Source organism: Ahrensia marina, from assembly GCF_042140245.1.
Taxonomy (GTDB): Bacteria; Pseudomonadota; Alphaproteobacteria; order Rhizobiales; family MH13; genus MH13.
The window spans coordinates 3,126,865-3,141,111 of sequence record NZ_CP159483.1; the positions used below are offsets into that span (position 1 = coordinate 3,126,865).

Consider the following 14,247-nt stretch of genomic DNA (forward strand, 5'->3'; position numbering starts at 1 on the left):
CCTAGCTATTAGACATGCCTATCCACGCGCCACCGACGCAATCTAGTGCCTGTTTGGGCATCGCTGCAACTACGACTTAGGCGAAGAATGCCGCAAAGCTGTGCACATCGCTAACGTGCACAAAGCACGTTGCTCAACCGTTCGGCAGAAGAACCGTCGAACCGATCGTTGTGCGCGCTTCAAGTGCTTTGTGAGCCTCGGCGACCTCGCTCAGACCAAAGCGTTGCGCGATTGGGATTTTTACTGCGCCTGATGACACGACGTCGATGAGATCATTGGCGGTCTCTTCGAGCAGAGCACGCGTTGCGATGTGAGCAAAAATCGTAGGGCGCGTGACATAGAGTGATCCCTTGGCGCTGAGCACGCCGAGGTTGAATGCCTCGACAGCGCCAGACGCATTGCCAAAGGATGCGTAGAGGCCAAAAGGTTTGATGCAATCCAACGAGCCTTCAAAGGTTGCCTTGCCAACCCCATCGAACACCACATCACACTTTGCGCCATCAGTAAGACGGGCCACCTCCGCCACGAAGTCCTGGCTCACGTAGTTGATGCAGTGCGCGTAACCGTGGTCCAGCGCTGTTGCGCACTTCTCGTCCGATCCAGCCGTACCAATCGCCGTGGCACCTAGGTGTTTGGCCCATTGCCCGGCGATAAGGCCGACACCGCCAGCCGCAGCATGAAAAAGCAGCGTTGTCTCATCACGCACATCAAACGTTTTGCGCAACAGGTACCGCGCTGTCATGCCTTTGAGCATCATGGCCGCGGCGGTCTCATCGTCAATGGTATCCGGCAGCTTGACCGCGATGTCAGCTTTGATGATGCGATGGCGTGTATAGCTTCCAAGGGGGCCAACATAAGCGACGCGGTCCCCTGCTTGTAGACCGGTCACCTCACCGCCCACAGCTGTCACTCTACCAGCACCTTCATTGCCCGGTGTGAACGGGACACCGTTGGGCGCTGGGTAGAGACCGGTGCGAAAGTAGACGTCGATGTAGTTGAGCCCAATGGCGGTGTGTTCAACAACGATCTCATCAGGACCGGGATCGGGCAGCACCGCATCTTCATATCGCATTACCTCCGGACCACCGGTCTGGGTGATTACGATGCGCTGAGTTTGTGTCGTCATAGCGATTGCCTTCAAGGATCGTCATCGTGGGTGGTCGGCAGGATGCCGCATTGACCCACAAAGGTTGAAGCGTCAGGTAAAGCGGGAGCAGCCGAGGAGCAAGGATATGTCCATCGACCAACCCCCATTTGATGTGGTGATTTCTGGTACAGGTCCAGCGGGTATGATCGCAAGCTTGTGTGCGGCCAAAGCAGGTCTCTCAACTGCGCTGGTCGGTCCCGCGATCAACCTGGACGACAAACGCACCACGGCGCTTTTGGCGCCGTCGCTGGACACCTTGGATTCCCTTGGGTTGAGCGAGGCGGTGGCCGACATAGGCACGCCACTGATGACGATGCGATTGATGGATGGTTCCCGCCGGTTGCTTCGCGCGCCAACTGTTTCGTTTGACGCTGAAGAGATCGGACGCGCCCTGTTTGGCCTTAACTGTCCGAATGCTCAGCTCAACCAGATGTTGCTGGATGCCGTTTCGAGCCAAAATGCGATCAAGCGCATTGAAGCGATGGTTGTTGACTACACACTCGGATCGAACCCGATTGCTATGACGTTGAATGATGGACAGGTGTTGCACACTCAGTCTGTCATGGCTGCTGATGGCAAGAACTCCCCGGCACGGTCTGCTGCCGGTATCAATGTGCGTCGTTGGAGCTATCCGCAAACGGCTGCTGTTGGCGTTGTGCGACATGCAAAACCTCATGATTTTGTATCGACCGAGTTCCATACCGAAACAGGGCCTTTTACGTTTGTTCCCATGCCTGATGCGGACGGTGAGCACCGCTCTAGCTTTGTGTGCGCACTGTCGCCCGACGATGCTGGCGCGTTGGCGCAAATGCCCTTGTCCGATGCAAGCTTGTTCTTGGAGAAGCGCGCGCAACATCTCTTCGGTGCCCTCAAGCTAGAAGAAGAGGTGCAGCTATGGCCGCTGGAAGCGCTCGTCGCGAGCGCGTTTGCAGCCAAGGGCGTCTATCTCACTGGCGAAACGGCGCACGCTTTTCCGCCGATCGGCGCGCAAGGGCTGAATCTTAGCGTCCGTGACGGAAGTGATGCCGTCGACGTGATTTCGAGTGCGCTTACGTCTGGTGATGATCCCACGTCAATGCTCATGGCCTCTCGATACAGTGCCAAACGACGTGCTGATGTGTGGGCGAGAACCTTTGGCGTCGATGCCCTCAATCGATCACTGTTGTCAGGGAACCCACTGCTGCAAGTTGGTCGGGCAGCTGCGATGTCCCTCACCCGCCTATCCCCGCGTTTGAAAAAAGGGCTGATGGTGGCCGGGTTAGAACCGTTTGGCTTGCGCAGCATGGTGGGTGCTATGCGCGATGTGATGCGACCAGCTGCCTAGCTGACGCATCAACGTGGAAACAAATCCACCGGCACATGTCCGCCTGTGATGAGCAGGATCATGATTGTCAGTGTTGGTATCGAGACGATTGTGCCCACCAGCACCATAGAGGATGCTCGCTGCACCCAGACATCATACTGCCGGGCCATGACAAATACATTCAAGGCCGGTGGCAGGGACGCCATAAGGATCGCGGTGTACACCCAGATCGGGTCATAGTCGCCCGCCCATGACAGCATCACCCAGATAAGAATGGGGTGAATGGCAAGCTTCACGAACAACAGCCAAGGCACTTCGCTGGGCACACGAGTCAGCGGACGCAGTGCGATGGTCACGCCCATCGCAAAGAGGGCGCACGGAGCGGCTGCACCGCTTAAAAAGTCAATGATGCGCTGGAGAGGGCCCGGTGTTTCAAGCTGAAAAGCGGCGGCAGCGATGCCAAAAGCGCTGGCAACAATGAAGGGGTGCAAGACGATCTTGCGCGCCACAAGCAAAGCGATCTGAAGCGGTTTATCGCGCGAGGTGCCACTCATGGCCATCAAGATCGGCGTCAGAATAAACTGCAAAGCGTTATCAAAGCAGAAAATGAGCGCGGTTGGCACGGCAGCTGGCGCACCCAAAACCGAAAGCGTAAGCCCCGGGCCCATATAACCGATATTGGAATAGGAGCCGGCAACCCCTTGCATTGCCGCTTCGCTGAGATCACGTCCACGCAATGCAGCCACCAACGTCGCCAGTACATAGACGAGGAACGCGGCGAGCGTTGTGACGACAATGAACGACCAGCCTTCCAACTGATCCAGAGGGGTCGACGACAGCAAGTCAAAGAACAGAGCCGGCAACGCCATATAGATGATGAAGAAGTTCAACCAGGCCAACCCATCCTCAGGCAGCTTAGCGACCCGCCCAGAGAAAAACCCTAGGAAAATCAATCCGAAAAAGGGTGCCACCAGGGCGAGGATGTCGGCCATAGAGCCCGTGCTTGAACAAAGAAAACAACGTGCCCCTACCATGCGGACGAAAAGGTTGTAACCAGTCCAAAAGCGCAACGGGACCTTCAATGAATTGCAGCATGGGAGCGCATCGCGTATGGAACCGGCGCTTTCTACACGAGGCCTTGCTCTTCTTGATCCGCTTGTCTTTTTCTTCGTTGTTTGATCAGTTTTCTGGGCTCGCTGCCTATGTGGCGCTGCGAGTCATGCACGCCGGTCTCAACCTACTTGGTTTGGAGCGCGCGTCCTCGTTCATGGGGTGGTCCTGGCGCATCTTTGCGCCTTGGACAAAGCGCCACCCGCGCGCGCTCAGCCAACTGGAAGCGGCTATGCCGGACATCTCGCCTGACGGTCGGCAACGTATTGTACGAGACATGTGGGAGGGCTTGGGCCGGACATTTGCAGAAGGCATGCTGTTGGATCGACTAATAGCTGAGCCGGATCGCGTTTTGGTCCATAATCATGCACTTGCAAGCGATCTACGAAAGCCAAGCTCTGATGGCAGTGGTACAGTTTTTGTTTCCTTGCATTCGGGCAACTGGGAAGCATTGGGCGTTCCGCTTGCAGCGCAAGGCATGCGGGTTGCTGGGCTCTATCAAGCCGTCCAAAATCCTATGTTGGAACGCTATCTTCTTGGAAAACGTAACAAGCTCTACCTTGCGGGCATGATCTCAAAAGGCTCACACGCGATGAAGCGCATTGTGCGGCTTTTGCGATCGGGCGATGCGGTCGCCATGCTCGCAGATCAACGTCAAGCCACGCGTGGCATCAATGTGCCTTTCTTCGGCGCCGATGCGCCGTCGACTCCACTGCCCGCCTCGCTTGCGTTGCGAACCGGTGCCCGTTTAATCCTGGTCCGCTGTCGCCGAACGGGGCCCGTGCGGTTTGCGATTGATCTGAAAGAGTTGCCCGTTGAGTCATCCGATGATCACGCGCGGGACGTTGAAACGATTACGCGCTCCATTCACGCCCAGTTTGAGGCCTGGATCCGCGAACGTCCCCACGAATGGATGTGGGCGCACCGACGCTGGTCACGCGACGTGCGCCATCCCTAACGCCAGATAGCTAGACCAAAGCGTGGCTGGCCATTGTGCAATGCAACATGGCATTGTTGCTACTAAAGTCACTCTGCACAGGTTTGTCCTATGACCAAAACCCCGCACGCGTTTTTCCGGCCGCTGGCCATTGGTGCTCCCGAACCGTTTCGCGAACCACCCGTTAAGGTGGAACGCATGATTCACTTTGTGCCACCCCATATTGAAAAAGTGGTGGCTAAGCTTGCCGGTCTAATCCCCAAGGTAGATGTCGTGCTGGGCAATCTGGAGGATGCGATACCTGCCGACCAAAAGGAGGCTGCCCGGGCAGGATTTGTGAAGCTCGCCAAGGACAACGATTTCGGTGAGACTGGGCTATGGAGCCGGATCAACTGCCTCAACTCTCCCTGGGTTCTCGACGATATCACAACGCTCGTGCACGAAATTGGTGACAAGCTCGATGTCATCATGCTGCCCAAGGTGGAGGGGCCTTGGGACATTCATTATTTGGATCAACTGCTGGCCCAGTTGGAAGCCAAGGCTAGCATCAGTCGCCCGATTCAAATTCATGCCATCTTGGAAACGGCAGAAGGTGTAAAGAACGTCGAGAGCATTGCAACAGCCAGCCCACGCATGCATGGCATGAGCCTCGGCCCGGCTGATCTAGCAGCCTCGCGCGGGATGAAAACAACGCGCGTGGGCGGTGGCCACCCAGACTATGTGGTTTTGGCTGATGACGAAGGCTCCAGCAGCCCTCGCAAAGCCTATCAGCAGGACCTTTGGCACTACACTCTCGCCAAGATGGTGGATGCCTGCACGTCTGCGGGCCTTAAGGCTTTCTATGGGCCCTTTGGCGATTTTTCCGATCCTGACGCCTGCCGCGCCCAGTTCCGTAACGCGTTCTTGATGGGCTGTGCTGGCGCTTGGACGCTTCATCCAAGCCAAATCGACATTGCGCGGGACGTGTTCAGCCCCCCTGTTGAGGAAGTGAAGTTCGCATTGCGCATCCTGGAAGCCATGCCTGATGGCACTGGTGCCGTGATGATTGATGGCAAAATGCAAGACGATGCCACTTGGAAACAAGCCAAAGTGCTGGCTGACTTGGCCAAGCAATTGGTGGCCCGCGACCCGTCTCTCGCCGAGCGATACGGGCTTTAAGGTCGCAACCTTGTGTTTACCAAAGCGCTTGAAACTGATCCCCGACGCGCCTAGCTATTGCGGCTGAAGGAGATACGCCCATGCGTACAGCACGTTTTACTATCGGCGATGTCGTCAAGCACCGCGTTTACCCGTTTCGCGGCGTGGTGTTCGATGTCGATCCGATTTTTAGCAACACCGATGAATGGTGGGAGGCTATTCCCGCCGATGTTCGGCCACACAAAGATCAGCCCTTCTACCATCTGCTCGCTGAAAACGAGGAGACGGAGTATGTGGCCTATGTATCCGAACAAAACCTACTACCGGATGATAGCGACAAACCGCTACGCAACGCACAGATCGCTGAGTTTTTCTATGAAGGGCCCAATGGTGATCTGATTTTTGCAGGACAAGCACACTAGCGACTAGCTTCGCACTTCACTTGTAAAAAAGGCGGCCCAAGGACCGCCTTTTTTATTGCCTGATTTAGGACTGAATCACTGTTCTTGCATGCGTTCACGCAATTCACGGGCACGCTCCTCAAGAGCATTTTGAAGCTCATCTGATGGCGGGGCCGTTTCCGGTGCACCTGCAGCAGCGCGTTCACGAACCACCTGTTCGGCCGCGATCAAGACAGTTGAGTCGTAGCCTTCGCCATCATAGGCGGCGGTAAAACCTGACAAGGAGAAAGCAAAGGGAACAGCCCGGCCAGCTTCATTGAGCGCTGTGACCGTGAACTCCCCGCCAGCTTTCATGGAATCAATCAGCGCATCGTTGGCTTCGAACTCCACGAAACAATTCTGCGGGTAGCAGATGCGGAACTCACCGGTAACCGGAGCACCGTCATCCACTTGACCACGAACACCCTCAGGAATCTGCAAACGTGTGGGCAGGATGGTGACCATCTGGCGCTCGCCGCCCTCAGAACTCAATGATCTGGAGGGCCGCAACTGTCACGCCTTCAACCTGAAGTTCACGGGCTCGAATGTTGCACACTGACTGGTTAGCCCGCTGATCAACACCGCAAACTTTGATCCACGTGATTTCAGGCAACAAGTCAGCGAGCGCGTTGGCTTCAGCTGGGTCAACACTTTCGATGATCTGTTGCAGACGCTGTTCTGGCGTTAACTGCTGCTCGCCTTCGGCCTCTTGGGCGAGAACGCCGGTTGGCAAAGCAATCATGGCCACAGCTGCGGCAAGCGAACGCGCGCCTTTGTTGGACATTAGTGTTGGCAGCATTCCATCATCTCCAGTGTGCAGCCTAAGACCAAGGCTGACTTTCATCTTTTGTTTCTTGCCCGCCCAAACGTACCATCCAACCCATTCGGGTGCCTGACAGCCGCAAAGCGCTATGGCGCGGCATGGCGATGTTGGGCAAATGCGGCGGAGTGATGGCCTAACCTTAAAAGGTGGTTGGCCACGGCAAACGCCGCGCAGTGTTTCCGGCCTTCCTGTAGCCAAACTCAAAGGCCATGACCAGATGGCAAAGCCCAGATAGCCTCACTTTCCTGACTTTTTGCAAGATGGCTGCCATTGTGATGCTGGACAGGGCGTTGGCGCGGCATTCTACTCCTACTGGGAGCGAATCGAAGCAACATGGGGTTTCATGCTTTTACCAACAGAACCGAAAAGCTGGCGCAGAGTTGCTCTGCTTGTCGGAACAGTGGGTACGGCCCTGGGACTGGTCGGAAGCCCGTCCCTGGCCGAGGACGCAGATGGCCAAACGCATGCGGTTGCCATGCATGGTTCACCGCTTCATGGCCCGGATTTCGAACACTTTGACTATGTGAACCCAGACGCACCAACGGGCGGCGCCATCAGGTTTGGCTTGCGCGGCTCATTTGATAGCGTCAACCCGCTGATCGTACGTGGGTCGCCTGTTTGGTGGGTGCGCGGTTGGGTATGGGAGAGCCTGGCAACGCGGGGGCGCGATGAGGCGTTTACGCTCTACGGACTGCTCGCCGACACCATCATCATGCCGGAAGATCGGACCTATGTGACCTTTGGCATCAACCCTGACGCACGGTTTTCCGATGGGGAGCCGGTGACGGCCGATGATGTCATTTTTTCTATGGAGCTTTTGCGCGAGTATGGTCGTCCAAGCCAACGGCGCGCTTATGAACAGATCACCGATGTCGAACGTCTCGACGATCTCACTGTAACGTTTCACCTTGGCGACGGATCCAACCGTGAGTTACCGGTTTTGATGGGCCTTCTGCCCGTTTTGCCCGAGCACGCGATGACCGCGGACGCGTTCAATCAGACGAGCCTCGAACCGCCAATTGGGAGCGGTCCCTATGCGCTAACGCGCGTTGATGCGGGGCGCTTGGCGGTTTTTGAACGTCGCGAGGATTATTGGGGTGCGGACCTTCCGGTCAATGCTGGTCAATACAATGTCGACGAGTGGTCGGTTGAGTATTTTCGCGATGAGACTGCTCTGTTTGAGGCGTTCTCAACAGGCCGTCTTCACTTCTTTGCGGAAAGTGATCCTGTTGCCTGGCTCAACAATTATGATTTTCCAGCTGCTGTATCAGGCGACATTGTCCAAACCGCTCTGGTCGACGAACGCCCCAAAGCCCCCAGTGGTTATGCATTCAACACGCGTCGAGAGATTTTTTCGGACAGCCGCGTACGCCAAGCTCTCAACCTGATGTTTGACTTTGAGTGGATCAATCAGACCATTTTTGCAGGGCAATACGAACGCACCGCAGGCTTCTTTCATGGCTCAGAGCTGTCGGCCGTTGGGCGTCAGGCATCCGATGAAGAGATAGCCATTCTAGGCGATCACATCGATGCGGTTCTGCCAGAGGTGCTCGACGGTACATGGCAACCCAACACTTCGGATGGCTCAGGACGGGATCGCGCCAACATACGCGCGGCTCTCCAACTGCTTCAGGAAGCTGGCTGGCGTCTGGATGGGCGTAGGTTGGTCAACGCTGACGGGCAGCAGTTTGGCTTTGAGCTGCTCACCAGTTCACCCAGTGCAGAACGGGTTGCGCTTGCCTACGCCCAAACACTGCAACTGGCTGGGATCAATATGAGCGTGCGTGTGATCGACAGTGCCCAGTTCGAAGAACGTCGCCGTATCTTCGACTACGACATGATTCCTTATGTTTGGTATCAGAGTCTCTCGCCAGGCAATGAGCAGTACAATCGCTTCGGCCCAGCAACAGCCGATCAGGAAGGATCATGGAACACTGCTGGTGTTCGGGAGCCTGGTGTCACAGCGGCCATCGATGCCATTGTTGGGGCAGTTGATCGCGATGACCTTGTCCATGCTGCACGCGCGCTAGACCGCCTTTTGATTTCTGGCAGCTACATCATTCCTCACTACCATGCGCCAGCTCAGTGGATCGCTCACGCACGTGAGGTGAACTTTCCCGAGACAAACTCCGTATGGGGTTATCAATTCTTCACGCCCAACACGATCTGGATTGAGGACTAACGGTGAGCAAACTCAATGCCACCGAAGAGCCTGCCGCTAAGGCGCGTACTTGTCCGAGCTGGGGGTCGCTGACCTTTGCACGCGTTCTGGAAAAATGGGCAGGGTCGCGCGGTGACGTACCATTCTTGCAACCGATTGGCCGTCCTGCCCTGACATTTGCGGACGTGCATAATGATGTTGTGCGACTTGCCAATGTGCTGCGTGCGCAAGGCTTTGGGCCAGGCGATAGCATGCTGTTGCGCGCTGGCCGGCGGCCAGAAGGCCTCATCATGCTGTTGGCAGCCATCAAGGCTGGTCTTCAAGTATGTCTCGCACCAGAGGGAATGAGTGCCCGCCAAGTGACTGAGGGCGCTGTTTATTACGCGCCTAAACTTGCTGTTGACGCCGGCACGCTCCACCAGGATCGCCCTGAATCTCTTCGAATCTTGGAGATGGCGGCCAATTTGTTCACCATCCGATTTGTTGGCTGCTTTGGGGCGGCTCCAGACGGGTTTGTTGATTTGGCATCGATAGATGCCCCGCCCGCTGATGAGAGTGCACTTCCCCCTATCGATCCCGATCAAGATGGCGTGGTGCATGCTCTGCGACACGGCGCTGATGGCAAGATGGAGCGTTTATCAAGAACGCAAAACCAGATGCTTGCTCAGTCGCTCGCCTGTGCCATGGTGAGTGATCTGTCCGTCAGCAGCCACATCGGCACCGCTTTTGATCCGATCGGCATGCATGGCCTTCTGGCCGCTACCCTCCCAGCGCTTTTGGTCGGGTGCAGTGTGCAGCTTTTTGAAGCTGTTGACCCAAGCCTTGATGCAAGAATGCAGCTCTGGCTTGAAGAAGACGACACACATCGGCTAGTTTTGCCAGCCGCTTTCGCCCACGCGGTCGGCTTCAAAACCAGCATCAACAAGGCCAAACGTGTTTGGGTTTCCACCGGATCGGAGATGCATGGAGTGCCAAAGGGCGATCATCTGCTGGTTGATTGCGGCGGCACAGCATTGCTTCCCGCTGATCAGGATGACCAGGGTCACACCCGGTTGCGCCCAGGTGCCATTACTGTTGGACCCGCCAATGGCGCTGGGATGACGTTCGGTACAGTTCGCCTGGAGGGCGGCCAGCAAGAAAACAGCACCAATGGAACACTGATGAATGGCGAAATTTGCCTGGACAGTCCTTTGGTGGCGGCGCGCAACGGCAAGTTGGCTGACCCCCAACCCACCAGTCAGATGGCTCGCCTTGCTGAGGACGATGACCGCCGTCCAACTTATGTTCTTACCGATGCTGACGCAGTGGCCGTTCAGGTTGGAACGCATCGTGTGATGTTGTCTGTCATCAATCGTGCGCTCGGACTAACCGGGCGCTGGCAGGATGCGGCTGTTTTCGCTGTTCCTGATCCAATGATGCAAAATCGCGTTGAAGTGGCTGTTGAACCGCGTGCGGGCGACGGCGAAGCGCAAACGTTGCCGACGCTTGAGATGGTAAGAGCCATGCTGCAAGAGAGCGGTATTGGAGATGCCGGTCTGCCGGTGAAGCTACACTTGGTGGCACGCGTGCCAAGACGCGGACGAGGCGTGGTGGATGTTGCAGCACTGCCAGACAACGCCTGGGAAGAGCACGCCGTGGATGATGGCTTTGATGTGCAAGCCGTTGCCTAGATGGCGCTAAGCCGCGACCGGTTGTGCCTCCGCGATCTTAGCAAGCTTTGCCACCAACACTGCAGCGCCCTTCACACGATCATCCACCTTAGACCAGTTGCGGGTCAGCACGATCTTATGGTCTGGTTTCACCCGCGCTTGGCTACCCTGCTCTGAGATGAACTTCATCAATCCAGCCGGGTTGGGGAATCTGTTTTGCCGGAACATCACCACAGCACCCTTTGGCCCGGTGTCGAGCTTTTCGATATGCGCGCGACGGCACAGAACCTTGATATAGACCAGTTTCAAGAGGCCTTCGACCGAGGACGGTAGTGGCCCGAAACGGTCGATCATCTCAGCGCCAAAACCGTCGATTTCGTCGACGTTCTCGAGCGCGGACAGGCGACGATAGAGCTGCAGGCGCAGTTGAAGATCGGGCACATAGTCTTCTGGAATCATGACTGGCGTACCAAGCGTGATCTGCGGCGACCATTGGCCATCATCTTCCTCAGCGCCATCGCCCTCCTTCAAGCTGGCTACAGCCTCTTCGAGCATCTGTTGATAAAGCTCATATCCCACCTCGCGAATATGACCGGATTGTTCTTCACCGAGCAGGTTCCCTGCCCCTCGAATGTCCAGATCATGGCTGGCGAGTTGGAAACCAGCACCGAGATTTTCCAGGCTTTGGAGCACCTTCAAGCGGCGCTCAGCGACCTTGGTGATCTTGTAGTCGGCCGGCACCGTGAAAAGCGAATAGGCGCGGGTTTTTGAGCGCCCCACCCGCCCGCGAAGCTGATAAAGTTGCCCAAGGCCGAACATGTCAGCCCGGTGCACGATCAAGGTGTTCGCTGATGGTATGTCGAGACCAGACTCAACGATGGTGGTCGACAACAACACATCGAACTTGCCATCGTAGAACCCTTCCATCACCTCTTCCAGCATGGTCGCTGACATCTGACCGTGGCCTATGCCAACCTTCACCTCTGGTACGGATTCTTCTAGGAAGCGTCGCACCTCTTCCAGGTCTTTGATGCGTGGCACGACGTAGAAGCTCTGCCCTCCCCGAAAATGCTCTCGCAACAGCGTCTCGCGGATGATCAGCGGATCATACGGAGAGACAAACGTCCGCACTGCCAAGCGGTCCACCGGCGGTGTGGCGATCAAGGACAGCTCACGAACACCAGTTAGCGCCAGCTGCAACGTGCGTGGGATCGGAGTCGCAGAAAGCGTCAGCACGTGGACGTCTGAGCGCATCTCCTTCAGGCGTTCCTTGTGCGCCACGCCAAAGTGCTGCTCCTCATCAATGATGAGCAGTCCAAGGTCTTTGAACGACACGCTCTTGCCCAGCAACGCATGGGTACCGACAACGATGTCGACCGTTCCGTCTTTCAGGCCCGCCTTGGTCTCGGCCAGTTCTTTTGTACCGACGAAACGCGAGGCTTGCCGCACATTCACTGGGAAGCCCTTAAAGCGGTCCTTGAAGGTTGCGAAGTGCTGCCTTGCCAAGAGGGTTGTGGGCACAACGACCGCAACCTGCCTGCCGGACAAAGCGACCATGAAGGCCGCGCGCAGAGCAACTTCGGTCTTACCGAAGCCAACATCACCACAAACCAAGCGATCCATCGGCTGGCCTGATGAAAGGTCTTCAATGACGGACGTGATCGAGTTCAACTGGTCTTCGGTTTCGTCATAAGGGAAGCGCGCTGCAAACTCTTCATAGAGCCCTTCGGGTGGATCAATCAGCGGCGCAGTGCGCATGGCACGTTGTGCTGCGATCTGGATCAGCTTGTCCGCCATATCGCGGATGCGCTTTTTGAGCTTTGCTTTCCGTGCTTGCCAGGCACCACCACCAAGCTTGTCGAGATTCGCTTCCGAACCGTCCGCACCATAGCGGGTGAGAAGCTCGATGTTGGTGACAGGCAAGAATAGCTTGTCGCCTCCGGCATAATGCAACTCAAGGCACTCAATCGGTGCACCGGCGATGTCGAGCGTCATCATGGCGACAAACTTGCCGATGCCGTGATCGACATGCACCACCAGATCACCTGGTTGCAGCGTTCCGGCTTCTGTCAGTGCGTCTTTGTTTGTGCGTCTTGTGGTGCCGCGCACCATACGTTCGCCGAGAATGTCGGTTTCGGTGATGATGCCAAGCTTGTCTGTCTCAAACCCCTCTTCAATCGGTAAGACAGCAAGACCAACCAGCGCTTTCGGCGCATCGGCCAGTTCGTTCAAGCTTTTGATGGCGCGGGCATTGGAAAGATCATGGTCGGCCAGAACTTGTGCCATCCGGTCGCGAGACCCTTCAGACCAGCATGCAATGGCAACCTTTTTGCCATCCTTTACCAGAGAGGCAGCGTGCTCTCGCACGGCATCAAACACGTTGCGTTCAGCGCTTGCGCGCTCCGCTGCGAAGCTTCTGCCTTGTCTTGCATGTCCTGTCAGTTGACGACGACCGGCAACATCGTCTTCAGCAAAAGACGAAACATCAAGACGCGCGCGCCCGTCAAAGGCAGATTCAAATCCTGCCTGATCAAGATAAAGTGCATCTGGCGGCGCGGGTTTGTAGCCCGCTTTCTCGCCCTGACGCTCTAGCACTTCGATCCGCGCTTGATAGTAGTCCTCGATCGTATCGAGCCGCTCGGTCAGAGCCGGTGCGATCAGATGATCCAGTACAATAGGTGCATCGGGCAGATGATCGGTCAGCGGCACCAGCTCAGGCTCAAACAGTCCCAGCCAGTGTTCCATGCCTTGCACGCGTCGGCCTGAAGAGATGGTCGTGTAGAGCACGTCTTCTCGCGAAGGTGCACCAAATTGCATGGCGTAAGCGCGGCGGAATGAACGAATGGTCTCTTCGTTCAAGCGCACTTCGCTCATTGGTAACAGTTCGAGCGATCGGCGGGTCTCCTCCGAGCGCTGGGTTTCGACGCTGAAGGTACGAATCGATTCCAGCGTGTCGCCAAAAAAGTCGAGGCGAATGGGTGAAAGTGCCCCAGGCGGGAAAAGATCTACTATACCGCCGCGGACCGCGTACTCACCGGCTTCGCGCACGGTGGAGGTGCGGTCATAGCCGTTGGCTTCAAGATAGCCAAGAACGGTGTCCATAGGCCGTGATTGACCCGGCGCCAAAGACAGGGCTTGGCTTGCCAGAACCTCAGCAGGTGGAACCTTCTGCACCATGGCGTTGATGGTGATGATCACCACCATCGGCTTTTTGGAGCGACTCTCGCGGTAGGCGGCTATCTTGGCAAGCACAGAGAGACGTTTGGCGACCACTTGGGCAGACGGCGACACCCGATCGTAGGGCAAGCAATCCCAGGCTGGTAGATTGAGCACGGTTGTTTCCGGCGCAAAAAACGCCAACGCCTCTTCGATGGTCCGCGCTCTTGGGCCATCGCGTGCCACAAAAAGCACAGCGCTGCCCGCATCCTCAGCCATTTGCGCCAGAACCAGCGGTGTAAGACCGTCTGGCACCGCCGAGAGGGTGGTCGTTCCTGCTTCATCAAGATGCAGATTGGGAAGTGAAAACAGGGGGGAAGTCAT

The 14,247-nt window shown here is 56.6% G+C and carries 11 protein-coding genes; 6 read left to right on the top strand and 5 right to left on the bottom strand.

Going from position 1 to position 14,247, the window contains the following annotated elements:
- Window positions 1-133: 133 nt before the first annotated feature.
- A complete protein-coding gene (locus ABWH92_RS15220) occupies window positions 134-1,126 on the bottom strand; it encodes a quinone oxidoreductase (RefSeq protein ID WP_375569781.1) in 993 nt (330 codons plus the stop codon).
- A gap of 106 nt (window positions 1,127-1,232) precedes the next feature.
- Between ABWH92_RS15220 and ABWH92_RS15225 the strand changes: the two genes are divergently transcribed.
- A complete protein-coding gene (locus tag ABWH92_RS15225) occupies window positions 1,233-2,471 on the top strand; it encodes an FAD-dependent monooxygenase (protein ID WP_375569783.1) in 1,239 nt (412 codons plus the stop codon).
- 8 nt (window positions 2,472-2,479) lie between these two features.
- Here the strand turns inward: ABWH92_RS15225 and ABWH92_RS15230 are convergent, their stop codons facing one another.
- Window positions 2,480-3,442, bottom strand: a complete 963-nt coding sequence (locus ABWH92_RS15230) for an AEC family transporter (protein WP_375569785.1) — start codon at window positions 3,440-3,442, stop codon at window positions 2,480-2,482.
- 101 nt (window positions 3,443-3,543) lie between these two features.
- Here ABWH92_RS15230 and ABWH92_RS15235 point away from each other — a divergent pair, with 101 nt between their 5' ends.
- The 3 genes from ABWH92_RS15235 (at window position 3,544) to hspQ (ending at window position 6,056) form a co-directional block, all read left to right on the top strand.
- Window positions 3,544-4,518 carry a lysophospholipid acyltransferase family protein gene (locus tag ABWH92_RS15235; RefSeq protein ID WP_375569787.1) on the top strand — a complete coding sequence of 325 codons (975 nt, stop codon included), beginning with the start codon at window positions 3,544-3,546 and terminating at the stop codon, window positions 4,516-4,518.
- Window positions 4,519-4,608: 90 nt separating this feature from the next.
- Window positions 4,609-5,655 carry an HpcH/HpaI aldolase/citrate lyase family protein gene (locus ABWH92_RS15240; protein WP_375569789.1) on the top strand — a complete coding sequence of 349 codons (1,047 nt, stop codon included), beginning with the start codon at window positions 4,609-4,611 and terminating at the stop codon, window positions 5,653-5,655.
- Between the two features lie 80 nt (window positions 5,656-5,735).
- Window positions 5,736-6,056: a heat shock protein HspQ gene (gene hspQ, locus ABWH92_RS15245; protein WP_375569791.1), complete on the top strand. Its 321-nt coding sequence runs from the start codon at window positions 5,736-5,738 to the stop codon at window positions 6,054-6,056.
- Window positions 6,057-6,131: 75 nt separating this feature from the next.
- On the opposite strand, the gene ABWH92_RS15250 is transcribed toward hspQ, so the two are convergent.
- Entirely contained in the window at window positions 6,132-6,584 is a 453-nt protein-coding gene (locus tag ABWH92_RS15250; RefSeq protein ID WP_375569793.1) for an invasion associated locus B family protein, read from the bottom strand.
- Window positions 6,556-6,918, bottom strand: a complete 363-nt coding sequence (locus ABWH92_RS15255) for a hypothetical protein (protein ID WP_375569795.1) — start codon at window positions 6,916-6,918, stop codon at window positions 6,556-6,558. The genes ABWH92_RS15250 and ABWH92_RS15255 overlap by 29 nt, the downstream gene beginning before the upstream one ends.
- Before the next feature lie 322 nt (window positions 6,919-7,240).
- Between ABWH92_RS15255 and ABWH92_RS15260 the strand changes: the two genes are divergently transcribed.
- Window positions 7,241-9,079, top strand: a complete 1,839-nt coding sequence (locus ABWH92_RS15260) for an extracellular solute-binding protein (protein ID WP_375569797.1) — start codon at window positions 7,241-7,243, stop codon at window positions 9,077-9,079.
- Window positions 9,080-9,081: 2 nt separating this feature from the next.
- On the top strand, window positions 9,082-10,728 hold the full coding sequence (locus ABWH92_RS15265; protein WP_375569799.1) for an AMP-binding protein: 1,647 nt from the start codon (window positions 9,082-9,084) through the stop codon (window positions 10,726-10,728).
- A gap of 6 nt (window positions 10,729-10,734) precedes the next feature.
- Here ABWH92_RS15265 and mfd read toward each other — a convergent pair whose 3' ends face one another.
- Window positions 10,735-14,247: a transcription-repair coupling factor gene (gene mfd / locus ABWH92_RS15270; protein ID WP_375569801.1), complete on the bottom strand. Its 3,513-nt coding sequence runs from the start codon at window positions 14,245-14,247 to the stop codon at window positions 10,735-10,737.

What these genes read in the sequence shown, in the direction of transcription:
- ABWH92_RS15220 (WP_375569781.1), bottom strand. Translation starts at nt 1,126, where the DNA reads ATGACGACACAAACTCAGCGCATCGTAATCACCCAGACCGGTGGTCCG.
- ABWH92_RS15225 (WP_375569783.1), top strand. Translation starts at nt 1,233, where the DNA reads ATGTCCATCGACCAACCCCCATTTGATGTGGTGATTTCTGGTACAGGT.
- ABWH92_RS15230 (WP_375569785.1), bottom strand. Translation starts at nt 3,442, where the DNA reads ATGGCCGACATCCTCGCCCTGGTGGCACCCTTTTTCGGATTGATTTTC.
- ABWH92_RS15235 (WP_375569787.1), top strand. Translation starts at nt 3,544, where the DNA reads ATGGGAGCGCATCGCGTATGGAACCGGCGCTTTCTACACGAGGCCTTG.
- ABWH92_RS15240 (WP_375569789.1), top strand. Translation starts at nt 4,609, where the DNA reads ATGACCAAAACCCCGCACGCGTTTTTCCGGCCGCTGGCCATTGGTGCT.
- hspQ (WP_375569791.1), top strand. Translation starts at nt 5,736, where the DNA reads ATGCGTACAGCACGTTTTACTATCGGCGATGTCGTCAAGCACCGCGTT.
- ABWH92_RS15255 (WP_375569795.1), bottom strand. Translation starts at nt 6,918, where the DNA reads ATGAAAGTCAGCCTTGGTCTTAGGCTGCACACTGGAGATGATGGAATG.
- ABWH92_RS15260 (WP_375569797.1), top strand. Translation starts at nt 7,241, where the DNA reads ATGCTTTTACCAACAGAACCGAAAAGCTGGCGCAGAGTTGCTCTGCTT.
- mfd (WP_375569801.1), bottom strand. Translation starts at nt 14,247, where the DNA reads ATGACTTCCCCCCTGTTTTCACTTCCCAATCTGCATCTTGATGAAGCA.